General features: G+C 64.6%; 21 protein-coding genes and 1 pseudogene. 8 read left to right on the top strand and 14 right to left on the bottom strand.

Annotated elements, in window-relative coordinates:
* Positions 1-3: 3 nt before the first annotated feature.
* Positions 4-1,651, bottom strand: a pseudogene (locus tag X727_RS01000000164495) (acetolactate synthase large subunit).
* A 108-nt stretch (positions 1,652-1,759) separates the two neighbouring features.
* Positions 1,760-2,647 carry an AraC family transcriptional regulator gene (locus X727_RS155845; protein ID WP_023833953.1) on the bottom strand — a complete coding sequence of 296 codons (888 nt, stop codon included), beginning with the start codon at positions 2,645-2,647 and terminating at the stop codon, positions 1,760-1,762.
* Between the two features lie 99 nt (positions 2,648-2,746).
* On the opposite strand from X727_RS155845, the gene X727_RS155850 reads away from it, so the two are divergent.
* Positions 2,747-3,451 carry a glutathione S-transferase family protein gene (locus X727_RS155850; RefSeq protein ID WP_155923542.1) on the top strand — a complete coding sequence of 235 codons (705 nt, stop codon included), beginning with the start codon at positions 2,747-2,749 and terminating at the stop codon, positions 3,449-3,451.
* A gap of 125 nt (positions 3,452-3,576) precedes the next feature.
* Positions 3,577-4,137, top strand: coding sequence for an FMN reductase (gene msuE / locus X727_RS155855; RefSeq protein WP_023685284.1), 561 nt, complete (start codon positions 3,577-3,579; stop codon positions 4,135-4,137).
* A 297-nt stretch (positions 4,138-4,434) separates the two neighbouring features.
* On the opposite strand, the gene X727_RS155860 is transcribed toward msuE, so the two are convergent.
* The 9 genes from X727_RS155860 to pcaQ form a co-directional block, all read right to left on the bottom strand.
* Positions 4,435-5,466, bottom strand: a complete 1,032-nt coding sequence (locus tag X727_RS155860; protein ID WP_023729450.1) for a hydroxyacid dehydrogenase — start codon at positions 5,464-5,466, stop codon at positions 4,435-4,437.
* A gap of 256 nt (positions 5,467-5,722) precedes the next feature.
* Positions 5,723-7,168: an aldehyde dehydrogenase gene (locus X727_RS155865; RefSeq protein WP_023833951.1), complete on the bottom strand. Its 1,446-nt coding sequence runs from the start codon at positions 7,166-7,168 to the stop codon at positions 5,723-5,725.
* A gap of 94 nt (positions 7,169-7,262) precedes the next feature.
* A complete protein-coding gene (locus X727_RS155870) occupies positions 7,263-8,048 on the bottom strand; it encodes a coniferyl-alcohol dehydrogenase (protein WP_023833950.1) in 786 nt (261 codons plus the stop codon).
* A gap of 2 nt (positions 8,049-8,050) precedes the next feature.
* Positions 8,051-9,115 (bottom strand): branched-chain amino acid ABC transporter permease, encoded by a 1,065-nt coding sequence (locus X727_RS155875; protein ID WP_023829184.1) that lies wholly within the window; start codon positions 9,113-9,115, stop codon positions 8,051-8,053.
* Positions 9,112-10,008, bottom strand: coding sequence for a branched-chain amino acid ABC transporter permease (locus X727_RS155880; RefSeq protein ID WP_023829185.1), 897 nt, complete (start codon positions 10,006-10,008; stop codon positions 9,112-9,114). The genes X727_RS155875 and X727_RS155880 overlap by 4 nt, the downstream gene beginning before the upstream one ends.
* The gene (locus tag X727_RS155885; protein WP_023696244.1) at positions 10,005-10,733 is read right to left on the bottom strand and encodes an ABC transporter ATP-binding protein; all 729 of its coding nucleotides are present in this window, start codon (positions 10,731-10,733) and stop codon (positions 10,005-10,007) included. The genes X727_RS155880 and X727_RS155885 overlap by 4 nt, the downstream gene beginning before the upstream one ends.
* On the bottom strand, positions 10,730-11,470 hold the full coding sequence (locus X727_RS155890; protein ID WP_023696243.1) for an ABC transporter ATP-binding protein: 741 nt from the start codon (positions 11,468-11,470) through the stop codon (positions 10,730-10,732). Before X727_RS155890 ends, X727_RS155885 begins: the two co-directional genes overlap by 4 nt.
* Positions 11,471-11,493: 23 nt before the next feature.
* Positions 11,494-12,792 carry an ABC transporter substrate-binding protein gene (locus X727_RS155895; RefSeq protein WP_023739488.1) on the bottom strand — a complete coding sequence of 433 codons (1,299 nt, stop codon included), beginning with the start codon at positions 12,790-12,792 and terminating at the stop codon, positions 11,494-11,496.
* Positions 12,793-13,068: 276 nt separating this feature from the next.
* Entirely contained in the window at positions 13,069-13,986 is a 918-nt protein-coding gene (gene pcaQ, locus X727_RS155900) for a pca operon transcription factor PcaQ (RefSeq protein WP_023685275.1), read from the bottom strand.
* A 92-nt stretch (positions 13,987-14,078) separates the two neighbouring features.
* On the opposite strand from pcaQ, the gene pcaD reads away from it, so the two are divergent.
* From pcaD to pobA, 6 genes are read left to right on the top strand one after another with little or no spacing between them, the layout of a single operon-like run.
* Complete coding sequence (gene pcaD, locus X727_RS155905; RefSeq protein ID WP_023687922.1) at positions 14,079-14,888, top strand: 3-oxoadipate enol-lactonase; 810 nt, start codon at positions 14,079-14,081, stop codon at positions 14,886-14,888.
* Positions 14,881-15,294 (top strand): 4-carboxymuconolactone decarboxylase, encoded by a 414-nt coding sequence (gene pcaC / locus X727_RS155910; RefSeq protein ID WP_023685273.1) that lies wholly within the window; start codon positions 14,881-14,883, stop codon positions 15,292-15,294. Before pcaD ends, pcaC begins: the two co-directional genes overlap by 8 nt.
* The gene (gene pcaH, locus X727_RS155915) at positions 15,284-16,039 is read left to right on the top strand and encodes a protocatechuate 3,4-dioxygenase subunit beta (RefSeq protein ID WP_023685272.1); all 756 of its coding nucleotides are present in this window, start codon (positions 15,284-15,286) and stop codon (positions 16,037-16,039) included. The genes pcaC and pcaH overlap by 11 nt, the downstream gene beginning before the upstream one ends.
* On the top strand, positions 16,039-16,653 hold the full coding sequence (pcaG, locus tag X727_RS155920; RefSeq protein ID WP_023685271.1) for a protocatechuate 3,4-dioxygenase subunit alpha: 615 nt from the start codon (positions 16,039-16,041) through the stop codon (positions 16,651-16,653). Before pcaH ends, pcaG begins: the two co-directional genes overlap by 1 nt.
* A gap of 19 nt (positions 16,654-16,672) precedes the next feature.
* Entirely contained in the window at positions 16,673-17,725 is a 1,053-nt protein-coding gene (locus X727_RS155925) for a 3-carboxy-cis,cis-muconate cycloisomerase (protein ID WP_023685270.1), read from the top strand.
* A complete protein-coding gene (pobA, locus tag X727_RS155930) occupies positions 17,725-18,897 on the top strand; it encodes a 4-hydroxybenzoate 3-monooxygenase (RefSeq protein WP_023833949.1) in 1,173 nt (390 codons plus the stop codon). Before X727_RS155925 ends, pobA begins: the two co-directional genes overlap by 1 nt.
* A gap of 13 nt (positions 18,898-18,910) precedes the next feature.
* Here the strand turns inward: pobA and pcaF are convergent, their stop codons facing one another.
* From pcaF to X727_RS155945, 3 genes are read right to left on the bottom strand one after another with little or no spacing between them, the layout of a single operon-like run.
* Complete coding sequence (pcaF, locus tag X727_RS155935; protein WP_023687925.1) at positions 18,911-20,116, bottom strand: 3-oxoadipyl-CoA thiolase; 1,206 nt, start codon at positions 20,114-20,116, stop codon at positions 18,911-18,913.
* A gap of 1 nt (position 20,117) precedes the next feature.
* On the bottom strand, positions 20,118-20,906 hold the full coding sequence (locus tag X727_RS155940; RefSeq protein WP_023685267.1) for a CoA-transferase subunit beta: 789 nt from the start codon (positions 20,904-20,906) through the stop codon (positions 20,118-20,120).
* Positions 20,903-21,760 (bottom strand): CoA transferase subunit A, encoded by an 858-nt coding sequence (locus tag X727_RS155945; RefSeq protein ID WP_023685266.1) that lies wholly within the window; start codon positions 21,758-21,760, stop codon positions 20,903-20,905. Before X727_RS155945 ends, X727_RS155940 begins: the two co-directional genes overlap by 4 nt.
* Positions 21,761-21,790 lie beyond the last annotated feature (30 nt).

Raw genomic sequence — 21,790 nt, 5'->3', positions numbered from 1 at the left:
CCGTCAGGCCTCCGGTGGCGCCGGCAACCGGTGGCGCAGTTCCTCGACCAGCACGCGCTCGTTCTCCGAATAGTCGATCGGAACGACGACGAGATGGACGCCACCGCCGGCAAAAGCCTGTTCAAGCGTCGATTGTATTTCTGAGACGGCGCCGACCCTGGTTCCCTTGGCGCCATAGGCCTCGGCATAGCGGACGAAATCGGGATTGCCGAAGGTCATGCCGAAATCGGGGAACTGGTCGACCGCCTGCTTCCAGCGGATCATGCCGAAAGCATTGTCCTCGATGATCAGCACGACGAGGTTAAGTTTCAGCCTGACGGCGGTTTCCAGCTCCTGGCTGTTCATCATGAAGCCGCCGTCGCCGCAGATCGCCATGACGCGGCGGCCGGGATAGAGCATCGCGGCCGTCATCGCCGAGGGCAGGCCGGCGCCCATCGTGGCCAGGGCGTTGTCGAGCAGCAAAGTGTTGGCGACGCGCGTGCGGTAATTGCGCGCGAACCAGATCTTGTACATGCCGTTGTCGAGCGCCAGGATGCCATCGGCCGGCATCACCGCGCGCACATCGTGCACCAAGCGCTGCGGCGTGAAACGGTCTTCGGTGGCGCGGGTGGCCAATGCGGCTCAAAATCCCTTCGCGCAGCGGCAGTAGCGCCTGCGCGTTGGGGATCTTGCCCTCGATCCGGTCGGCAAGCAGCCTGAGCGAAGCGCCGATGTCGCCGACCACTTCGGTCTGCGGGAAATAGACCTGCTCGACATTGGCCGGCTGGTAGCCGACATGGATCACCTTCGGTCCCTTGTCGCCCATAATGAAGGGCGGCTTCTCGATCGTGTCGTGGCCGATGGTGATGATGAGGTCGGCCTGCTCTATCGCCTCATGGACATAGTCGCGCTCGGACAGCGCGGCGGTGCCCATATAGAGCTCGGTTCCGCCAGGCACCGTGCCCTTGCCCATCTGCGTGGTGAAATAGGGGATGCCGGTTCTGATAACGAACTGGGCGAGATCGGAGGTCGAGCGCGGCCGCGACGCGGCGGCGCCCAGCATCGCCAGCGGACGCTGCGCCTTGATGATCATCTCAGCGGCACGGTCGAGCGCCAGCGGGCTGGCCAGCGGAAGCTCGACCGGATGCGGCGGGATCAGCGCGACATCGTCGCACTCCTCGGCCGCGATGTCTTCGGGCAGTTCCAGATGCACCGGCCCCGGACGCTCCTCCTCGGCAATCCGAAACGCTTCGCGCACCACGGCGGGAATGGTCTTCGCCGAGATGATCTGACGTGACAGCTTGGTCAACGGCTTCATCGCGGCGACGATGTCGACGATCTGGAAGCGGGCCTGGCGCGACGAGCGGATGCCCTTCTGCCCGGTGATCATGATCATCGGCATGGCGCCGAGCAGCGCATAGGCGGCACCCGTCGTCAGGTTCAGGGCGCCGGGTCCCAGCGTGGTGATGCACACACCTGGCTTGCCGGTGAGCCTGCCATGGGTGGCGGCCATGAACGCCGCCGCCTGCTCATGACGGGTGAGGATGAGCTGGATCGAGGATTTGCGGATGGATTCGACGACGTCCAGGTTTTCTTCGCCGGGAATGCCGAAGATGCGATCGACGCCCTCATTCTCGAGGGCGGCAACAAGCAGGTCAGAACCTTTGGGCACGAAGCATCTCCTGGGGCAAAGCGGCGGCGAACCGCGGCGGGATATGATCAGACATAGTGCTGGCAAAGCCCTAGCGCGAGGCGCGGCCGCCGCCAATATCGCTCTGCCTTACAGATCCTTCCGTTTCCTGAATTGGCCGGGCGAGACGCCGGCGTGGCGCCTGAAGGCGGTGGAGAAGGCGGCTTCCGAGCTGTAGCCGACCGCCTCGGCGACTTGGCCCAGGCTCTTGCCCTCGTGCAGCAGCCGGCTGGCCTGCCGCATGCGGCAGCCGAAGAGATAGGCCATGGGCGCTTCGCCGACGAGATCGCGAAAGCGGGCGGCAAAGGTTGCCCTGGAGAGCCCGACCGCGCGTGCCAGGGTCTCGATCGTCCAGTCGTGGCCATAGGCTTCATGCAGGGTCGCGAGCGCTCTGGCGATCGCGGGGTCCTGCAATCCCCTCAGCCAACCTGGATTGTCCATGCTTTCCAGACCGGAGCGCAAGGCGCGCGTGACGATGGCCCCAGACAGGCGAGCCATGACCGCGTCGCTGCCGGGACCTTCGTCGGTCGCTTCCACCAGCAAGGCCTCGACATAGCCACGCAGCCATTTGGGCAGACGGCCATTCGATCCCCGGATGTGAACGATGCGCGGTAGGCCGGCAAGTGCCGGATGGTCGGCGTCGCGAAAGGCGAAGGCGCCGCACAGGATGACGGTCTTTTCGCCTTCGCCGCCGCTGCGAATACGCCCGGCTGCGGTTTGGGTCGCCAGTTCGGCGGCGGGGACGTTCGCGCTTTTGAGCGCGCCGGGGGACCGCAGCACATGCGGATCGGCGCGCGGTGCAATGATCAGGTCGCCGGCATCGAGAGGCTCGACATCTTCCTCACCGAACACCGCCTCGCATCGCCCCTTGATGACGACGTGAATGCCGCGAAGTCCAGCCTGGCTGAACGAGATCGCCCAGGGCGCGGCCAGTTCGAGGCGCCGGTACCCGGCGGCTGCGAAGTGCAATTCGCGCATGAGGGTAGCCAGGAGGTCCACGCTTTGCTCCAGAAACAGACGATCGATATATCAATCCAGACGCTGTCGAATAGCGCGCCGGCCTTACTGGACCTAGCTATGCCCGACAGGCCGCTTGTCGGCGATAACGAAACTCAGGAGTTATTCATGCCGCCAATCGAGCTTTTTGTCGCGCAGCTTTGTCCCTATGCGCACCGTGTCAGGCTCGCCCTTGCCGAGAAAGGCCTGCAGGCGACGGAAATCGAAATCGATCTGCGCAACAAGCCGGCGTGGTTCCTGAAACTCACGCCGACGGGAAAGGTGCCGCTGCTGCGCCATCAGGGGCAATATGTCAGGGAGTCGGCGATCATCTGCGAATATCTCGATGATGCATTCCCCGAACGGCCGATTTTCCCCAGGGATGCTCATGCCCGCGCTGAGGCGCGCATCTGGATCAGTTTCGCCGACACGCAGCTTTACGCCCGGACGGCAACCATGATGCACAGTTCCGACGCTATGGTTCATAAGCGGATCAAGGCCCAGCTTGCCGACGATCTGCGCTTTGTGGAACAGCATGCCTTCGCCCTGCGAGGGGCGGACGAACGGTTTTTGCTGGGCTCGGAATTCAGCGCCGCCGACATCGCCTTCTATCCCTGGTTCGAACAGCTGTGCGTGCTTGAGAAATATCTGGGCTTCGTCATGCCGACCGAATGCGAGCGCCTGCTGCGGTGGCAGGAAACGGTTGCCGCCAGGGAGGCGGTGCGGACCTGCGCCAGGTCGCCCGGCTTCTACCTGGAATCCTATGGCCCGCTTCTCGCGGCCTGAGACGAGCGGGCAAACGGAAAAAAATTCCTCACTATGGTGCTGCAAGGTCAGTCATTTGCTTCTTGCGGCAGGCGCAAGCCTGTAAATATGCGGTATGAAACCCCGCCGCGAGAGGTGAGAGAAACATGCCCAATCCAACCGTCGTCGGGTTTTCCGGCAATTTCACCAGGCCGTCCAAGACGCGTGGTTTTGTCGACCAGGTTGTCAGGGATATTGCGCGCCAGCATGGCCTGTCGGCGAGCACCTATGACATCGAAGACCTCGGCCCGTCGCTCGGCGCTGCCAAATGGGCGCGCGATCTCGACGGCCAGGCCCGGGCAGTCTTCGACAGCGTTGTCAATGCCGATGTGCTGGTGGTGGGGTCACCGACCTACAAGGGCAGCTACACCGGCCTGTTCAAGCACTTCTTCGACCTCTTCGATCCCGCTTCCTTGCGCGGCAAGCCGGTGGTGCTGCTTGCCACCGGCGGCAACGATCGCCACGCGTTGATCGTCGAGCACCAGTTGCGGCCGTTGTTCGGCTTCTTCGAGGCGCTGACGCTGCCGACAGGGGTCTATGCCACGGACAAGGACTTTTCCGACGGCGTGCTGCGGGCCGAACCCATCCTGAAGCGCGTCGATCAGGTTGTCGGCGAGGTCGGGCTGGTGCTGGCCAATCGCTCGGCAGCCGGCGTTGCTGCCGGATAGAGCGAGGCGGGCAGACCGCCTCCGGCTTTGCTCGGGAGTGAATAAAAAGGCCCGCCACCGACGCGAATCGTGACGAGCCTCCTTGGAGTAGGCCAGGCCTCCCACAGCCCGATTGCTTTCAAAATCAATACCCCGCCGGCTACGCCTGGCGGGGTATCGATAGTAGGATCTGGATCGAATGGGAGCGATCCGGCTGAAAAACGCCAATGCCGGAAGGTTCCCGGTCATCCTGAGCGGCGATGACAAAGGGGTTTTGGCCAACTGCGAAATCCATCTCAGGCGGATTTCTCGCGACAACTAGTTCCTGTCCGCCGGCTTCGAACGCATCCTTGACACCGTCTCGCGCTCGGCGCGCTTGGAGCGCAGAGGCGGCAGGCCGCGGTCGATCAGGTCCATGTCTTCCAGAACCATGTCGCCCATGCGCTTGAAGGCGATGTCAAGCGCACCGGCGCGGTGGGCGGAGCGCAGGAAGCCGGGGATCGTGCGGACCGGATGGTCCTGCGCCAGCGGCTCTTCAGGGAAGACATCGCTGGCGGCGACGATGTGGCCGCTTTTCACCGCCGCCATCAGGGCAGGGAAGTCGACGACGCCGGCGCGGCTGAGCAGGATGAAGGCGGCGCCCTTGCGCATACTTGCAAAGGCCTCAGCGCCGAGGAAACCCTGGTTCTCCGAGGTCACCGAAGCGACGACGAAGACGAAATCGCTTGATGTCAGCACCTCGTCCAGCGAAGCCGGCTTCACGCCATTGTCGATCAGGATCGACGGCGGCAGCCAAGGGTCGAAGACCTTGGTGCGGGTGCGAAAACCCGACAGCAGTCGGTTGAGCGCACGGCCGAGATCGCCGAAGCCGATGATGCCGACATCGGCGCCGGACAGAAGCCGCGCCGTCAAATTGCCGTCACCGCCCCACAGCTCCTCGCCTTTGCGGAAGGCGAGGTCGGCATCGACGATGTTGCGGGCGAGGTTGAGCGCCATGGCGAGGCCAAGCTCGGCCACCGGCTCGGCGAAGACGAGGCCGGTGGTGACGACATGGATGCCGCGCGCAAACAGCGTCTCATAGGGCATGTTGTTGATGAGGTTGGTCTCGACATTGAAGACGCAACGCAGCGCCTGCATCTGGTCCAAGGTCTCGGGCGAGATCGGCGGCTGGCCGATAATATAGCGGGCTTCGGCCAGCACGTCGGCGGGCAAGTTCGCCACGCCCTCGGCCGTCGTCTCGACGACGCGGTAATGCGCCTTGAGGCGCGCCAGCTGCGGTGGGGTGAAGATCAGGTCGAGCGTGCGTGGTTCCGGCGCGCTGATGACCAGCGGCAGGGCTTTGTTTGGCATAACGACTCCTCCCCGGCGCGATGCGTATCGCGTATTCTTGCTTTGCACTTGTGGTAGTCCCCAAAACCGCTTGCCGCCTTCCGGCGGCATGTGCTTGAGGGGTAAAATACCCACCATTAAACGATTTACAACTCCGGGAGGGGCCGCCGATCGCGCGGCTCGAGCCTTGCCGGGTTTTGATGCGGGAATCCGTTGGCTCGCCAGGCAACCGGCCCTGAGGGCTCCTTCCCTTCTCCCCCTGTCGGAGAAGGTGCAGTCAAAACGGATAGTGCTGCCCCGGATCCTCGATGGTTAGCCAGCGCAGGTCGGTGAACTCGGCAATCGAGGCCTTGCCGCCGAAGCGGCCGTAGCCTGAACCCTTGACGCCGCCGAACGGCATTTGCGCCTCGTCGCCGACGGTCGGGCCGTTGATGTGGCAGATGCCAGCTTCGATGCGCGCGGCAACCGCCATGGCACGGCGGATGTCGCGGCTGAACACGGCTGAAGACAGGCCGTATTCGGTATCGTTGGCGACACGTACCGCTTCGTCCTCGCCCTTGACGCGGATCACCGGCTTGACCGGGCCGAAGGATTCTTCCGAATAGACGCGCATCGCCGGCGTCACGTGGTCGAGCAATGTCGCCTCGACTACGGTTCCGGTGCGCTTGCCGCCGGCCACAAGCCTGGCGCCCTTGGCGACGGCGTCGGCAACCATTTCTTCCATCTTGTCGGCGGCTTGGCCGCTGATCAGCGAACCGAGCACGACATGGCCGCGCGGGTCGCCGGCCGGCAGCTGCGCCGCGCGGACGGCGAGCTTGGCGACGAATTCGTCGGCGACCTTTTCATCGACGACCAGACGCTCGGTCGACATGCAGATCTGGCCCTGATGCATGTAGGCGCCGAAGGTCGCCGCATTGACCGCGGCGTCGATGTCGGCATCGTCGAGCACGACCAGCGGCGCCTTGCCGCCGAGTTCGAGCAGCGCCGGCTTCAAGTGACGGCCGGCGAGTTCGGCAATGATCCTGCCGACCTTGGTCGAGCCGGTGAAGTTGACACGCCTTACGGCCGGGTGCGCGACCAGTGTTTCGACGATTGCCGCTGCGTTCTTGGGGTCATTGGTGACGACATTGATGACGCCCTTGGGCAGGCCCGCTTCGACCAGCACCTGCCCGATCAGCCGGTGTGTGCCGGGGCACATTTCGGAGGCTTTCAGCACAACCGTGTTGCCGCAGGCGATCGGCATGGCGATGGCGCGGGTACCGAGGATGACCGGCGCATTCCACGGCGCGATGCCGAGGCAGACGCCGGCGGGCTGGCGGATCGCCATGGCGAGCGTGCCGGGTTTGTCGGAGGGGATGACCTCGCCCGAAATCTGCGTCGTCATGGCGGCTGCCTCGCGCAGCATTTTGGCGGCGAGCATGACGTTGAAGCCGGCCCAAGGGCCGGTGGCGCCGGTTTCTTCCATCATCAATTTGGTGAACTCGCCGACCTTGGAATCCATGACATCGGCTGCCCTGGACAGCAAAGCGCGGCGCTCGCCCGGTCCGGTCTTCGACCAGCTCTTGAAGGCAACGGCCGCGGCTTCCACCGCGGCATTGGCGTCGGCGATGCTGGCTGCGGCAGCGCGGGTCGCCAGCTTGCCGGTGAACGGGTCCATGCGCTCATAAGAGGCTGAGCCGGAGGCATCCCTTTTGTCGCCGTCGATCAGTAGTCCGATGTCCATTGTTCTCTCCCTCGCTCGCCGTCGAGCGTCTTTTCTATCTATTATCGACCACGATCTGATCCGAACACCGGCTCCCACTTTTCGGGATCATGGTCTAGAAGCCGAGTACCTCGGCATTGATCGATGCTTCAAGCCCACCGTCAACCGGCACATTGACGCCGTTGACCCAGCGTGCGCCGTCCGAGCACAGGAACAGCACGACAGGCGCGATGTCGCCCGAGGTTCCGGCGCGCCCGACCCTGGCGATGTCGCTGTCCACGCGGGCGTCACCCAGCACATTGCGGAACTGTTTGAGGATCGGCGTCTCGACCGGGCCGGGGCTCACTGCATTGACGCGGATGCCGCGGCTCCTGAACAGGTCCTGATGTGCGGCGCGCTGCGTCCACAACAGCAGCAGCTCCTTGGAAACGGGATAGCCTTCCTCGTTCTTCACCTGATGGTCGGCGATCATCTTCGCCACATCGGGAAAGCCTTCGATGCCGACCATCGATGCCGCGCGGTTGAGATTGGCGCGCCAGCCATAGCCGGCGATCGAGGCGACGTTGACCACGGCGCCGCCTTCACGAAGTCTTGGTGCGAGGCCTTCCGAGAGCGCGCGCAGGCCGTAGAAGTTGACGGCCAGTGTCGACACCGCACCGGTGTTGCCGGGGAGGCCGGCGACATTGCAGAGCGCATCGATGCGCTGCGGCAGGCGCCCGAGGAGATCGTCGACGCCGGCCTTGGATGAGATGTCAGCCTTGACGAAACTGCCGGCCGATGCTGCCGGTTCACGCACGTCGACGCCGATCACGTCAGCGCCCAGTTGGCCGGCAAGTTCGGCCGTGAGAGCGCCGATACCAGAGGCGACACCGGTGATGAGGATGGTCTTGCCGAACAGCATGGTCACGCCTTTTCTGGATGCGTTGCGGCCTGTTGCGGCGAGGGCGCCGCGTCACTATCGCCGGCGTTTGCCGGCAGCCTGACCCGGTAGCCGACCGGTAGCAGGCGCAGGCCAAAGCGCTCCTCCAGCGTTCCCCACAGGCCGCGCGGCAGGAACAGCGAGAACAGCACCGCCGTGGCGCCGAGGCCGATCAGATACCAGACGCCGGCGCCGCCGAACCAGGTCTCGATGAGGAAGAACAGCAGCGCACCCAGAATGGCGCCCTCGAAGGTGCCGATGCCGCCGACCAGCACCATGAAGATCATGTAGGCGGTCCACTGGACGTTGAAGTAGGTTTTCGGCTGGAAGGTGATCGACGTGGCCAACCACAGCGCGCCGGCCATGCCGATGCCGAAGGCGGCGAGCACGAAGAGCAGCCGCTTGGTTCCGGTGACGCGCACGCCGACCGATGCCGCGGCCTCCTCATTGTCCCTGATGGCGCGGATGGCCGCACCCGTGCTGTCACGCAGCAGGCTAAACAGGATGGCAAGAAGCGCCGTCATCGCGGCCAGCGCCAGCCAGTAGATCGTCGCCCGCCTGGAACCGGCGTCATAGATGTTGAGCGAGATCAGCGACGTCCCGGTCTCGCCTTGCACCAGCCGGTCGAGATTGACCAGCAGATGGGTGAGCGCCGCGATCACCCACATGCCGATGGCGAACTCGCCGTTCTTCAGCTTCAGCATGAACAGCGACATTGGCCAGGAGATCGCGCCGACAATGATCGCCGAGACAAACAGAGAAGCGAACGGGTTGAGGCCTGCATCGGCCAGGCGGATGGTGAAATAGGCGCCGAGGCCGAAGAACACTTGCTGTCCCACCGAAACCAGCCCGCCGAAGCCGGCCAGCGCATTCCACATCGCCGCCAGGATCACATAGATGAACAAGGCGGTCATGCGGTCGACGGCGCCGGCCGACAGGAAATGCGGCGCAACAGCGAGCAGCGCGATGATGACGACAACCGCAATCGCCGAGATGCGCGAGGCGGAGGTGCCGCGCTCGATAACGGGGGCGTTTAAAACCGAGCTCATGATGCTTTCCTCGCGGGCAGGCGCAGCAGGCCGCGCAGGCCGAGGCCGGAGGTGGAGAGCCGGATGAACAGCACGATCAGGAAGGCGACATGGCCGCCGATCAGAAAACCTTGCGGATGGATCTGCGCGCCGAGCGTCTGGGCGAGCGCCAGAACGATGCCGCCGACCAGCGTGCCCCATAGCGAACCGGCGCCGCCGATCACCGCCGCCTCGAAAGCGAACAGCAATTGAGGTGCGCCGGTATAGGGATCGAAGGTGGCGCGCATGCCGAGGAAGGCACCGGCAAGACCGACCGTGACCATGGCGATGGCGGCCGCGAGGGCGTTGGCGCGGCGCGCATCGACGCCGACGAGACCGGCCGTGTCGGGATCTTCCGACGTGGCGCGGATCGAGCGGCCAAGCCACGTGCGGGTGAGGAACAGCTGCAGTCCGCCAAGCAATATGACGGCGGCGGCGAACATGATCACGGCAAGCTTGCCGACATAGATGCTGCCCGGCCATTCCCAGGAATCGTAGGAGAGGCTGCCGATATAGGGCGCCAGCGAACGTGTGTCGGCGCCGAACTGCTCGAACAGCGCATTGTCGATGACGATGGCGAGGCCGAACGTGGTCAGGATCGGCAGCAGCGCGCCTCCGCGGGCGCTGCGCTCGAGCAGGAAGCGCTGCAGCGCCCAGCCGATGGCCGCCATCAGCGGCAGCACGATGAGCAGGCCGACGAAGGGCGAGATATGGAATTGCGAGGCGAGCCACCACAGCGCGTAGGCGGAAAACACGGCCAGGCTGCCATGCGCGAGGTTGATGATGCGCATCACCGAAAACATGAAGGAGAGGCCGCAGGCGATCAGCGCGTAGTAGCCGCCGAGCAGGATGCCCTGGACGATCTGGTTGCTCATGCCGGCACACTCCCGGCGCTTTTTCTGTGCAGGCCGAAATAGGCTTTCGTCACTTCATCGCGGGACATGCCCTTGCTCGGGCCTTCCAGCGCGACGCGTCCTTCGAGCATGCAGATGACCTTGTCCGAGACCGAGAGCGCGCGATTGAGGTCCTGTTCGACCAGGATGATCGTCGTGCCGGAGCTGATCAGCCCTTGCAGCGAAGCGTAGACGCGATCGACCACCAGCGGCGACAGGCCGAGCGAGACCTCGTCGAGCAGCAGCAGCTCCGGATTGCTCATCAACGCGCGGCCGATGGCGGTGGCCTGCTGCTCGCCACCGGAGAGATGCCCGGTCTTGGCGTGGCGGCGCGGCTTCAGATTGGGGAACGTGTCGAGCACCCTTTCCACGCTCCAGTCGCCGGGCCGGCCGGCGGTCTTGCCGAGCAGAAGGTTCTCCTCGACCGTCATCTGCACGAACAGCTTTCGTCCTTCCGGCACCAGCGCCACACCCATGCCGACGCGCTTGTGCGACGGCACGCCGGTGATGTCGGCGCTGTCCAGCAGCACACGGCCGGCAGTCGGCTGATGCGCGCCGGCGATTGCCCTGAGCAGCGTCGTCTTGCCGGCGCCGTTGGCGCCGACCAGCGCCAGCGTTTCGCGGCGCTCGATCGTAAAGCTCACACCGCGCACCGCCTGCAACAGGCCGTGGCGGACGACCAGATTCTCGATTGCGAGCAGGCTCATTTCGGGCCTCCACCGAGATAGGCGCGCACGACTTCGGGATCGGCCATCACGGCTTGCGGCTCGCCATCGGCAATGATCTTTCCGGCATCCATGCAGATCAGCCGCTCGGCCACCTGCAGCAGGATGTGGACGATGTGCTCGATCCAGACGATGCCGATCTTGCGCCGGCGCAATTCCTTGATGGTATCGACGAGTTCGCTCGCCTCGCCATCGGTCAGTCCGCCGCCGATCTCGTCGAGCAGAAGCAGGGTCGGCCTTGCGGCAAGCGCGCGGGCCAGTTCCAGCCGCTTGCGGTCGAGCAGGCCGAGTGTCTCGGCGCGTCGGTTGGCGACGCCCAGCATGCCGCACAGTTTCAGCGACGCCAACGCCGCTTCATAGGCCTCGTCGCGGGCGAGACCCGCCCCATGCGACGCGGCGACGAAGACGTTTTCGAACGTGGTCATGCCGCTGAACGGTTTCGGCACCTGGTGCGTGCGCACCAGGCCGAGACGACAGCGCGCCGTGGCCGGCAGCGCCGTCACGTCGCCGCCCTTGAAGGCGACCGTGCCGGCGCTCGGCGGGAAGGCGCCTGACAAGATGCTGAGCAGCGTCGTCTTGCCGGCGCCGTTCGGGCCGACGATGCCGACGGCCTCAGCGGCATTCATGGCGAAGTCGACATCGTCGAGCACCACCAGCGCGCCGAAGCGTTTCTGGATGCCGGCAGCGCGGAGGATCGCGGCGTTTGCTGAACCGTTCACGATGCGACCCCCGTAGCCGTCCGTCAGCCGTTATACGGCTGGAGCTTGGCCTCGACCGGAACCTTCGGGTCGGTGGCGTTCTCGGTCACGACGTAGTCGAGCGGGAATTTGCCGCCTTCCTTGGCCGCCACCCATTGGGTGCCGATGATCGGGCCGGGAGAGACATTGGCGACCGGGCCGCTGGTGAAGTCGACCTTGCCGATCATGGTCTCGGTGTTGAGCGTGCTCAGCGCCTTGGCGACGGCCGCCTTGTCCTTGGCGTCGGTGCTTGCCTTCAGGGCCTCGAAGCCGGCGTCGAGCAGCGACATCGAGGCGCCGAGCTGCTGCGTCCATTGCTTGCCGCTGGCGGCCTCATAACCGTCGGCCAGTTCGGTCCCCGAAACGCCGGTCAGCGGCGACTTGTAGGGGAAGGCCTTGTGCCAGTAAGCGGCGCTCGAAATCTTGTTGCCGAGATCGCCGAGCGCCTCGATGTCGGACGGGAACAGCCCGGTCTTGGCGACCTGGCAGATCTTGATCTGCTTGATCAGGCCTTGCTGCGCGGCCTGGCGCCAGAAGGCGGCGAAGTCCGGCGGGATCGGGAAGGAGTTGAAGATCTCGACGCCTTCCTGCTTGAACAGAGCGATCTGCGAGGAATAGTCGGTGGTGCCGGTCTCGTAGGCGCCGGGATCGACGATGGTGAAACCCTGCTTTGCCAGCAACGGCGCCAGATGGGTGCGGATGGCATTGCCGTCGGCGTCGTTGGGATACATGACGCCGACCTTCTTGTTGGTCTCGATCAGGTTCCATTGCGAGATGTAGGTCCGGAAGAACTCGTCGACGCCGAAGCCGAAATGATAGGTCCATTTGAACGGCGAGGGTTCGCCGGGCTTGGCGCCGCGGCCGAAATACCAGGCCTCCCACGGCATAACGGTGGAGAGGCAAGGCACGCCGGCGGCTTCGCAGGCGTCGGCGACCGGGTTGATCACCTCCGGCGTCGACACCGCCAGCATCAGGTCGACGGCCTGGTTGTTGATGAGGTCCTTGGCGAGCTGGCCGGCGCGCGACGGGTCGGATTGCGTGTCCTGGTCGATGATCTCGACACTGTATTTCTTGCCGCCGATGTCGAGGCCGTTGGCGAGCGCCTTGCGGGCGAGATCGAGCACATAGCCGTCGGTCTGGCCGAAGCCGGCGAGCGGCCCGGTGCGCGGGCTGACAAAGCCGACCTTCAGCGTGTCGGCGGCCTGCGCGAATGCCTGGCCGCGGCTGAGCGCAAGTGCCGCGCCGCCGGCGAGCGATGTGGCGATGAACTGGCGCCGCGAGACGCCGGATTTGCTTGAGGTCATGCTGGTATTCCTCCCTTTCCTGACGGCACCTGGAGGTCACCGCCGGCCTGCTCAAAATCGATGCCGCCCGTTCTTAAGATCGGAGATCGCCCCGGCAGGCCTTGAGGCGGCAGCGGAACGCCGCCAATGCCGATAACGGCACGATTTCGATCCTCCCATCGTCACAGTGCCCTAGGTGTTTGGTTTGGTAAAATGATATTTTGCGGTGTTTCGTTAACCAACAGGTTATGGAAATACGGCTGAAGGCCCGCTCTGCGCCAGATTGGCGAAAGGTGCTCAGGCGTTCTGGCTGGCCGCCTCGCGAATGGTCTGCAGCAGGATGGTGAAGGCCGGCGAAGGCGCAGTGTCGGTCCGCATCGTCAGGCCGACCGGCCCTTTGGTTTCCTCGGTGTTGACGGGCAAGGCGACGAAGGCGCCGCTGGAGAGTTCGTTGGCGACGACGCCTGTCGATATGATCCAGACCGCATTGCTTTGGCGCAGGAAGGCACGGCCGAAGGAATCCGAGACGGTCTCGATCTCGGTCGCAGGCGCCGTCATGCCGTTGGTGATGAACAGGCGGTCGACGAAGGGGCGGATGACCGACTCCCGCGTCGGCATCAGCACCGGGAATTCATCGAGCCGGGCGAAGATGTCCTGGCCCGGCTGCAGCAGCGGATGGCCGGCCCTCACCACGAACAGCACCGGTTCGGAATAGAGATGCTCGAAGAAGAAGCCGGTCATGTTTTCCGGCGCCGCAAGCCGGCCGACGACGAGATCGAGCGCACCGACGCGCAACTGTTCCAGCAGGACCGCGTTCTCGCCGGTGACGATCTTGATCGCAGCACCGGTATTTTCACTCAGGAACAGGCTTATGGCGCGTGGCATCACCTTGGCCGACACTGTCGGGAGCGCGCCGATGCGGATCGGATGCCGGTTGATGGCGCCGTCCTGGCGGACGGAATCGACGCCGCGCTTCAGTGCCGTGATCGCCGTGCCGGCATGGCCGAGAAAGATTTCGCCAAGCCGTGTCACCCTGATGCCGCGGCCGTCGCGTTCGACGACAGCGATGCCAAGCGCCTCCTCCAATTCGCGCAACGTCTTGGTCACGGCCGGTGGGCTGACATGGAGAAAGTCGGCCGCCCTCGCCACGCTGCCTTGCCGCGCTACCTCAAGGAATGCCTGCAGGTGACGGAACCTTATGCGGCTTTCGGACATGTTCTCATAACCTAGCAGTTAATGAAACGGCGTAAAATATCATTTTACCAAACCAAATGCCTTGTGCAATGTGAACACGGAGGATCGAAATCGTGCCATTCGTCAACATTGGCGGCATCACGCTGCACCATCGCCATATCAAGGCGAAGGGAAATGCGCGGCCGATCGTGTTCATCAATTCGCTGGGCACCGACTTCCGCGTCTGGGACGAGGTGTTGTCCGAACTGGGTGGCGAAATGCCTGTGTTGGTCTACGACAAGCGCGGCCATGGCCTGTCCGACATTGGTGGCGTCAGCTCGATCGACGAGCATGTCGATGATCTGTCGGGCCTGATCGATCATTTCGAACTGAACAATGCGGTGCTGTGCGGCCTGTCGGTGGGCGGCCTGATTGCGCAAGGGTTTTATGCCCGGCGCCCCGAAATCGTCGACGGCCTCATCCTGTGCGACACCGCCCACAAGATCGGCACGGCCGACAGCTGGAACACCCGCATCGAAACGGTCGAAAGCAAAGGTATCCAGGCCATCGCCGATGCCGTGCTCAAAATGTGGTTTACGCCTGCCTTCCACGCGGACCGTGTCGCCGAGCTCGACGGCTACTGGAACATGATGACCCGGCAAGCCGTCGCCGGCTATGTCGGCACCTGCGCCGCGGTGCGCGATGCCGATTTCACCGAGGCCGCGCAGGGGATCGCGGTACCCACGCTTTGCGTCGTTGGCGACCAGGACGGCTCGACGCCGCCGGATCTCGTCCGCTGGCTGGCCGATCTGATCCCAGGCGCACATTTCGAAATCATTCGTGACGCCGCGCACATCCCTTGCGTCGAACAGCCCAAGGCGCTGACCACCCTGATCCGCGATTTCGTCGCGGCGCTTCCCCTGAGAAAGCAGACCCATGGATGAACTGCCCAAAAACGAAACCAGATATCAGACCGGGCTGACCGTCAGGCGCTCGGTGCTCGGCGACCCGCATGTTGATCGCAGCGAGGATGCCGTCACCGATTTCGACCGGCCGTTCCAGGAGCTGATCACCGAGGCAGCCTGGGGCACTGTGTGGGCGCGTCCGGGCTTCAGCAGGCGCGAACGCTCGATCGTGACGCTGGCACTGCTGGCCGCCCTTGGCCATGATGAAGAGGTCGCCATGCATGTGCGCGCCACCGCCAACACCGGTGCGTCGCGCGACGATATCTGCGAAGCGTTCCTGCATGTCGCGATCTATGCCGGCGTGCCGGCCGCCAACCGCGCCTTCAGGATCGCCAAGGAGGTGTTTTCGGAAATGGACGGAAGCAGGGCTGGCCATGCCAGCTGATGCCGGCTCGAACCGCAGGCCCGAGAGCGGAGCCTTCTTCCAGCGCGACCGTGGCTGGCATCCGCCGGCGCTGACGCCCGACTACAAGACGTCGGTGTTGCGCTCGCCGCAAAAGGCGCTGCTGGCCTTCGACAACACGGCGTCCGAAATCACCGGTCCGGTGTTCGGCCACGCCATGCTCGGCGAACTCGACAATGACCTGATCCACAACTTCGCCAAGCCCGGCGAGAGCGCAATCGGCGAGCGTATCATCGTCTATGGCCGCGTGCTCGACGAGCGCGGCCAGGGCGTCTCCGGCGCGCTGCTCGAATTCTGGCAGGCCAATTCAGGCGGCCGTTACCGCCACAAGAAGGACGGCTATCTCGCGCCGCTCGATCCGAATTTCGGCGGCTGCGGCCGCACCATCACCGATGCCGATGGCGGCTATGCCTTTCGCACGGTGAAGCCCGGTCCCTATCCCTGGCCGAACGGGCCCAATGACTGGCGGCCATCGCACATCCATTTCTCGGTGTTCGGCCACGGCTTCGCACAGCGGCTGATCACGCAGATGTATTTCGAGGGCGACCCGCTGATCTGGCGGTGCCCGATCGTGCGCGGTATCCGTGACAAGGCGGCCGTTGAGACGCTGGTCGCGGCGCTCGACATGCAGGCGACGATCCCGTTCGACGCGCGCGCCTACAAGTTCGACATCGTGCTGCGCGGGCGCCGCGCCGCGCTGTTCGAAAACCGGCCGGAGGGCAATTGATGGCGCAATCGCTGACCCGGCTGAAGGAGAGCCCGTCGCAGACCGCCGGGCCCTACGTGCATATCGGGCTGACGCCGAATTTCGGTGGTATCGGCGGCGTCTATCCGACAGACCTCGGCGCGACGATGCTCAACGACAAGACCAAGGGCGAGCGCATCGGTTTGCGCATCCGCGTGCTCGACGGCACCGGCACGCCGCTCAGGGATGCCTTGATCGAAATCTGGCAAGCGGATGCCAATGGCTTCTACAATTCGCCGGCCGAATTGCGCGGCGATGCCGATCCGGATTTTCAGGGCTGGGGCCGTCAGCCGACCGACATGGAAACCGGCCTGTGCAGTTTTCAGACGATCAAGCCGGGACGCGTGCCGTATGGCGACGGCCGGCTGATGGCGCCGCATATCAGCCTGTGGATCGTCGCCCGCGGCATCAATATCGGCCTCCACACGCGGCTCTATTTCTCCGACGAGGCCAAGGCCAATGCCGAGGATCCGATCCTGGCCCGCATCGAGCACAAGGTGCGCGTGCCGACGCTGATCGCCGAGCGGCAAGGCGACAACTATATTTTCGACGTCCATCTCCAAGGGGAGAAGGAAACGGTCTTCTTCGACAGCTGACGGTCAGGAAACCAATGACATGACCGTATCGCCCTTCGACCATCCGCTGCTCTCCGGCCTGCTCGGCGACGAGGAGGCGGCTCGGCATTTTTCGGTGGATGCGGAAATCGCCGCCATGCTCGATTTCGAGCGCGCGCTGGCGCAAGCGGAAGCCGAAAGCGGGACTATCGGCACGGATGCCGCCGCGGCGATTGTACCTGTCCTGTTGTCATACAAGCCGGACACCGCGCGGCTGCGGGCCGGTGTGGCGAAGGATGGCGTGATCGTGCCCGAACTGGTGCGCCAGTTGAAGGCAGCGGTCGGGGCGCCGCACGACGCCGGCGTGCATTTCGGCGCAACCAGCCAGGACGTCATCGACACTGGCCTGGTGCTTCGGCTGCGCCGGCTCATTGAACATCTCGACCTGCTGCTGACTGAAAACATTCTGCGGCTGGTGGGGCTGGAAGAACGTTTTGGCAGCCGTGCATTGACAGCGATGACGCGCATGCAGCCGGCGATCCCAATTCAGGCGTCGGACCGCGTGGCGGTGTGGCGCACGCCGCTGCAACGGCATCAGCAGAGACTGTCGGAGCAATCCAAGCGTCTGCTCGTGGTGCAGTTTGGCGGCGCCGCCGGCACGCTGGAGAAGCTGGGCGACAAAGGACCTGCCGTGCGCGCGGCCCTTGCCGCAAAGCTCGGCCTTGGCGACGCGCCGCAATGGCACAGCCAGCGGGATGCGCTGGCCGAATTCGCCGGGCTGCTATCGCTCATCACCGGCAGCCTCGGCAAGTTCGGCCAGGACATTGCGCTGATGGCTCAAGATAGAACCGACATCAAGCTGTCCGGCGGCGGCGGCTCGTCGGCCATGCCGCACAAGCAGAACCCGGTGAAGGCGGAAGTGCTGGTGACGCTGGCGCGCTTCAACGCCACCCAGCTTTCCGGCATGCATCAGGCGCTGGTGCATGAGCAGGAGCGCTCCGGTGCTGCCTGGACGCTGGAATGGCTGCTCTTGCCGCAGATGGCGGTTGCGACCGCGGCTGCGCTACGGCTCGCCGCCGAACTCGCCGGACAGATCGAAAGCCTGGGACACTGATGCGCACCCGGATTGTCATTGTCGGCTCCGGACCGTCCGGGCTGCTGCTTGGCCAGCTTCTCGGCACCATTGGCGTCGAGACGGTGATCCTCGAACGTTCGAGCCGGGAGCATGTGCTTGGCCGGGTGCGGGCAGGGGTGCTCGAACAAGGCACCGTCGAGTTGCTCGAAGAGGCGGGCGCAGCTGCAAGGCTGCATGCCGAGGGCCTGCTGCATGCCGGCATCTCGCTTGCCTTCGGCGGCGGCCTGCACCGGCTTGGCCTCACGGCACTGACTGGGGGAAAGCATGTCACCGTCTATGGCCAGACCGAAGTGACGCACGATCTGATGGACAAGCGCGAGGCGGCCGGGCTGACCACCGTCTATGAGGCGGCCAACGTCGCGCTGCATGGTTTCGATGGCGAAGCGCCTTACGTCACCTATAGCAAGGACGGCGTCGGCCATCGCATCGACTGCGACTTCATCGCCGGCTGCGATGGCTATCACGGCGTCAGCCGCAAATCGGTGCCTGAGCGGGCGCTGAAAACCTTCGAGCGGACCTATCCCTTCGGCTGGCTCGGCGTGCTGGCCGAAGTGCCGCCGGCCGATCACGAACTGGTCTACGCCAACCATGAGCGGGGCTTTGCGCTGTGCTCGATGCGCTCGACACATCGCAGCCGCTACTATGTGCAGGTTCCGGTTGATGAGAGCGTCGAGGCCTGGAGCGACGACCGCTTCTGGGATGAGTTGCGCCGTCGCCTGCCCGAGCAGACTGCCGCCGCCGTTGTTACCGGGCCGTCCTTCGAAAAGTCGATCGCGCCGCTGCGCTCCTTCGTTGCCGAGCCGATGCGCTTCGGCCGGCTGTTCCTGGTCGGCGACGCCGCCCATATCGTGCCCCCGACCGGCGCCAAAGGGCTCAACCTCGCTGCCAGCGACGTGCGCTATCTCTTTGCCGGACTTCGCGAATTCTATCTGGACAAATCGCAGGCCGGGCTTGACGCCTATTCAGCCAAAGCGCTGGCTCGGGTGTGGAAGGCGGTGCGCTTCTCCTGGTGGATGACGACGATGCTGCACCGCTTTCCCGATACGGGCGAGTTCGGCCAGCGCATCCAGGAAGCCGAGCTCGACTATCTCGTGCATTCGCAGGCGGCGTCGACCGCGCTGGCGGAGAACTATGTCGGTTTGCCCTATTAAGGGCAGTGCGATCTCAAACCCGTTCGAGCGCCACTGCGATGCCCTGGCCGACGCCGATGCACATGGTGGCGAGCGCATAGCGGGCGCCGCGCTCGCGAAGCTCCAGCGCAGCCGTGCCTGCAATGCGCGCGCCCGACATGCCCAAGGGATGACCAAGCGCGATGGCGCCGCCATTGGGGTTGACGTGCTCCGCATCCTCGGCGATGCCGAGTTGGCGGAGCACGGCGATGCCTTGGGAGGCGAAGGCTTCGTTGAGTTCGATGACATCGAATTGGTGCGGTGTCAGGCCGAGGCGAGCGCAGAGCTTTTGTGTCGCCGGAGCAGGGCCGATGCCCATGATGCGCGGCGCCACGCCGGCGGCAGCGCCGCCGAGGATGCGGGCGATCGGCGTCAGGCCGTGTTTTTTCACAGCCGCTTCGGAGGCGATGATCAGCGCCGCCGCGCCATCGTTGACGCCCGATGCGTTGCCGGCGGTGACCGTGCCGTCTTGCCGGAACGGCGTCGGCAATTTGGCCAGCGACTCGACCGTGGTGCCGGCGCGGGGATGCTCATCCTTCGATACGATAGTCGCATCGCCCTTTTTCTGCGGGACCGTCACCGGGGTAATCTCCTTCGCCAGCCGGCCATTGGCCTGTGCCGCGACGGCCTTGTCCTGGCTGCGCACGGCAAAGGCGTCCTGGTCGGCGCGCGACACTGAAAAATCCTCGGCGACGTTCTCGCCGGTCTCCGGCATGGAATCGACGCCATATTGTTTCTTCATCAGCGGGTTGATGAAACGCCAGCCGATGGTGGTGTCATGGATCTCGGCATGGCGTGAAAAGGCGGTCTCGGCCTTGGGCATGACGAAGGGCGCGCGGCTCATCGATTCGACGCCGCCGGCGATCATCAACTCGGCTTCGCCCGCCTTGATGGCGCGGGCGGCAATGGTGAGCGCGTCCATGCCGGACCCGCAGAGGCGATTGACGGTCGAGCCTGAAATTTCCTTCGGCAGTCCGGCCAGGAGCAGCGACATGCGGGCTACATTGCGGTTGTCCTCGCCGGCCTGATTGGCGCAGCCATAGACGACGTCGTCGACAGCCTGCCAGTCGATGCCGGCATTGCGCTCGACCAGCGCCTTCAGCGGGATGGCGCCAAGATCGTCGGCCCGCACCGACGACAGCGAGCCGCCGAAACGGCCGATCGGGGTGCGGATGTAATCGCAGATGAATGCCTCGGTCATGTCATGCGGCCTTTTCTTTTCCGCTTCCCTCATGCGCCGCCTTGGTGCGGGCCTGCAGGTCACGCAATGTCGTCAGCTCGAGTTCCGTCGGCGCCGGCGTTTCGTCAAGCGCCTCGGCGAACTTTACGATCCAGCCGCAGCTGTCCTGCACCTGCTGCCGCGTCACGCCGGGATGCAGCGACACCACGGTGAATTCCTTGCTCATCGGGTCGGGCTTCCAGATGGCGAGGTCGGTGATCAGCAGCGTCGGTCCAGCGGTCTCGATGCCGAGGCGCTGGCGATGGTCGCCGCCATTGCCATGGCCGAAGGAGGTGAAGAAGTCGATCTTCTCGACCATGCCGCGCTTGGACTGCGCCATGGTGATGTAGATCTCCTTCGACGAGGTGGCGATCTCCGGCGCGCCGCCGCCGCCGGGCAGGCGGGTCTTGGGATGCGCATAGTCGCCGATGATGGTGGTGTTGATGTTGCCGAACTTGTCGAGCTGGGCGGCACCGAGGAAACCGATCGAAATGCGACCGCCCTGCAGCCAGTAGCGAAACATCTCCGGCACCGAGACGGTCGTGACGGCGGTGTCGCAAAGTTCGCCGTCACCGATCGACAGCGGCAAAACATCGGGCGCGGTGCCGATGGTGCCGCTTTCATAGATCAGCGTGATGTCGGGCGCATGCGTCAGTCGCGCGACGTTGCAGGCGGCCGACGGCGCGCCAATGCCGACGAAGCAGACATCGTCGTTTTTCAGGGCTCGGCTGGCGGCAATCGTCATCATCTCATTGGGAGTAAAGCCGCTCATGCCGCGCTCCTCAGATGCTTTACGCGGCCGGCGAAATCGTCCGCCGTGCGCTCAAGGACATTGGCCTGCATCCAGGTCTGGAATTTTTCACGGTCGGCGGCGATGTCGTCCCATTCGAGATAGGCGGCGTTGTCCCTGGCATAGTAGCCGTGCGTGTAGGAGGGATGCGAACCGCCTGATACCACCGAGATCGCAGCGATGGTCCAGCGCGGCAGCACGGTGAGGTTGGGATGCAGGTCGTCGAAATTGTCGACGACTTCCTCTACCGTCACCACGGCGCGCTTGGCCGCGAGCACCGCTTCCTTCTGGATGCCGATAATGCCTTCGACCAGCACATTGCCTTTTTTGTCGGCCTTCTGAGCGTGGATGAAGGTCACGTCCGGTCGGATGGAAGGAACGGCGGCAAGCACCTCGCCGGTGAACGGGCAGGTGACCGAGCGGATGTTGGGATTGACTGCCGCCAGCCCGGCGCCGCGATAGCCGCGGAACACCGCGCAAGGCAGGCCGGCAGCTCCCGCCTCGTAGGCGTTGGCCATGCCGGCATGGCTGTGCTCCTCGATCTCGATCGACCGGGGGAAGCCGTTCTCGATGGCGTCGCGGGCGCGGCGCAGCAGGCCGACGCCGGGATTGCCGACATAGGAGAAGATGATCTTCTTGGCCATGCCCATGCCGATCATCTGGTCGTAGATCAGGTCGGGGGTCATGCGGATGAGCGTCAGGTCGCGAAAGCCCTGGCGGATGGCCTCATGCGCCGCCGCCGTCGGGATCAGATGCGTGAAGCCTTCGAAGGCGACCGTATCGCCATCATGCAGGTTCTCAGCCACGGCCTGTTTGAGCGGCAGGAAATTGACCATCGCCAAGAACTCCGAAGTTCAAAAAGTTCG

The sequence above is a fragment of the Mesorhizobium sp. L103C105A0 genome, from assembly GCF_000502215.1.
GTDB lineage: Bacteria > Pseudomonadota > Alphaproteobacteria > Rhizobiales > Rhizobiaceae > Mesorhizobium.
Note: the sequence above shows the minus strand (reverse complement) of the source record. Positions and strands in the feature narration are given on the sequence as shown.

Excerpts from the sequence above, each read along its gene's own strand:
- X727_RS155845 (WP_023833953.1), bottom strand. The coding sequence starts at position 2,647 with ATGCGCGAATTGCACTTCGCAGCCGCCGGGTACCGGCGCCTCGAACTG.
- X727_RS155850 (WP_155923542.1), top strand. The coding sequence starts at position 2,747 with ATGCCCGACAGGCCGCTTGTCGGCGATAACGAAACTCAGGAGTTATTC.
- msuE (WP_023685284.1), top strand. The coding sequence starts at position 3,577 with ATGCCCAATCCAACCGTCGTCGGGTTTTCCGGCAATTTCACCAGGCCG.
- X727_RS155860 (WP_023729450.1), bottom strand. The coding sequence starts at position 5,466 with ATGCCAAACAAAGCCCTGCCGCTGGTCATCAGCGCGCCGGAACCACGC.
- X727_RS155865 (WP_023833951.1), bottom strand. The coding sequence starts at position 7,168 with ATGGACATCGGACTACTGATCGACGGCGACAAAAGGGATGCCTCCGGC.
- X727_RS155870 (WP_023833950.1), bottom strand. The coding sequence starts at position 8,048 with ATGCTGTTCGGCAAGACCATCCTCATCACCGGTGTCGCCTCTGGTATC.
- X727_RS155875 (WP_023829184.1), bottom strand. The coding sequence starts at position 9,115 with ATGAGCTCGGTTTTAAACGCCCCCGTTATCGAGCGCGGCACCTCCGCC.
- X727_RS155880 (WP_023829185.1), bottom strand. The coding sequence starts at position 10,008 with ATGAGCAACCAGATCGTCCAGGGCATCCTGCTCGGCGGCTACTACGCG.
- X727_RS155885 (WP_023696244.1), bottom strand. The coding sequence starts at position 10,733 with ATGAGCCTGCTCGCAATCGAGAATCTGGTCGTCCGCCACGGCCTGTTG.
- X727_RS155895 (WP_023739488.1), bottom strand. The coding sequence starts at position 12,792 with ATGACCTCAAGCAAATCCGGCGTCTCGCGGCGCCAGTTCATCGCCACA.
- pcaQ (WP_023685275.1), bottom strand. The coding sequence starts at position 13,986 with ATGTCCGAAAGCCGCATAAGGTTCCGTCACCTGCAGGCATTCCTTGAG.
- pcaC (WP_023685273.1), top strand. The coding sequence starts at position 14,881 with ATGGATGAACTGCCCAAAAACGAAACCAGATATCAGACCGGGCTGACC.
- pcaH (WP_023685272.1), top strand. The coding sequence starts at position 15,284 with ATGCCAGCTGATGCCGGCTCGAACCGCAGGCCCGAGAGCGGAGCCTTC.
- pcaG (WP_023685271.1), top strand. The coding sequence starts at position 16,039 with ATGGCGCAATCGCTGACCCGGCTGAAGGAGAGCCCGTCGCAGACCGCC.
- X727_RS155925 (WP_023685270.1), top strand. The coding sequence starts at position 16,673 with ATGACCGTATCGCCCTTCGACCATCCGCTGCTCTCCGGCCTGCTCGGC.
- pobA (WP_023833949.1), top strand. The coding sequence starts at position 17,725 with ATGCGCACCCGGATTGTCATTGTCGGCTCCGGACCGTCCGGGCTGCTG.
- pcaF (WP_023687925.1), bottom strand. The coding sequence starts at position 20,116 with ATGACCGAGGCATTCATCTGCGATTACATCCGCACCCCGATCGGCCGT.
- X727_RS155940 (WP_023685267.1), bottom strand. The coding sequence starts at position 20,906 with ATGAGCGGCTTTACTCCCAATGAGATGATGACGATTGCCGCCAGCCGA.
- X727_RS155945 (WP_023685266.1), bottom strand. The coding sequence starts at position 21,760 with ATGGTCAATTTCCTGCCGCTCAAACAGGCCGTGGCTGAGAACCTGCAT.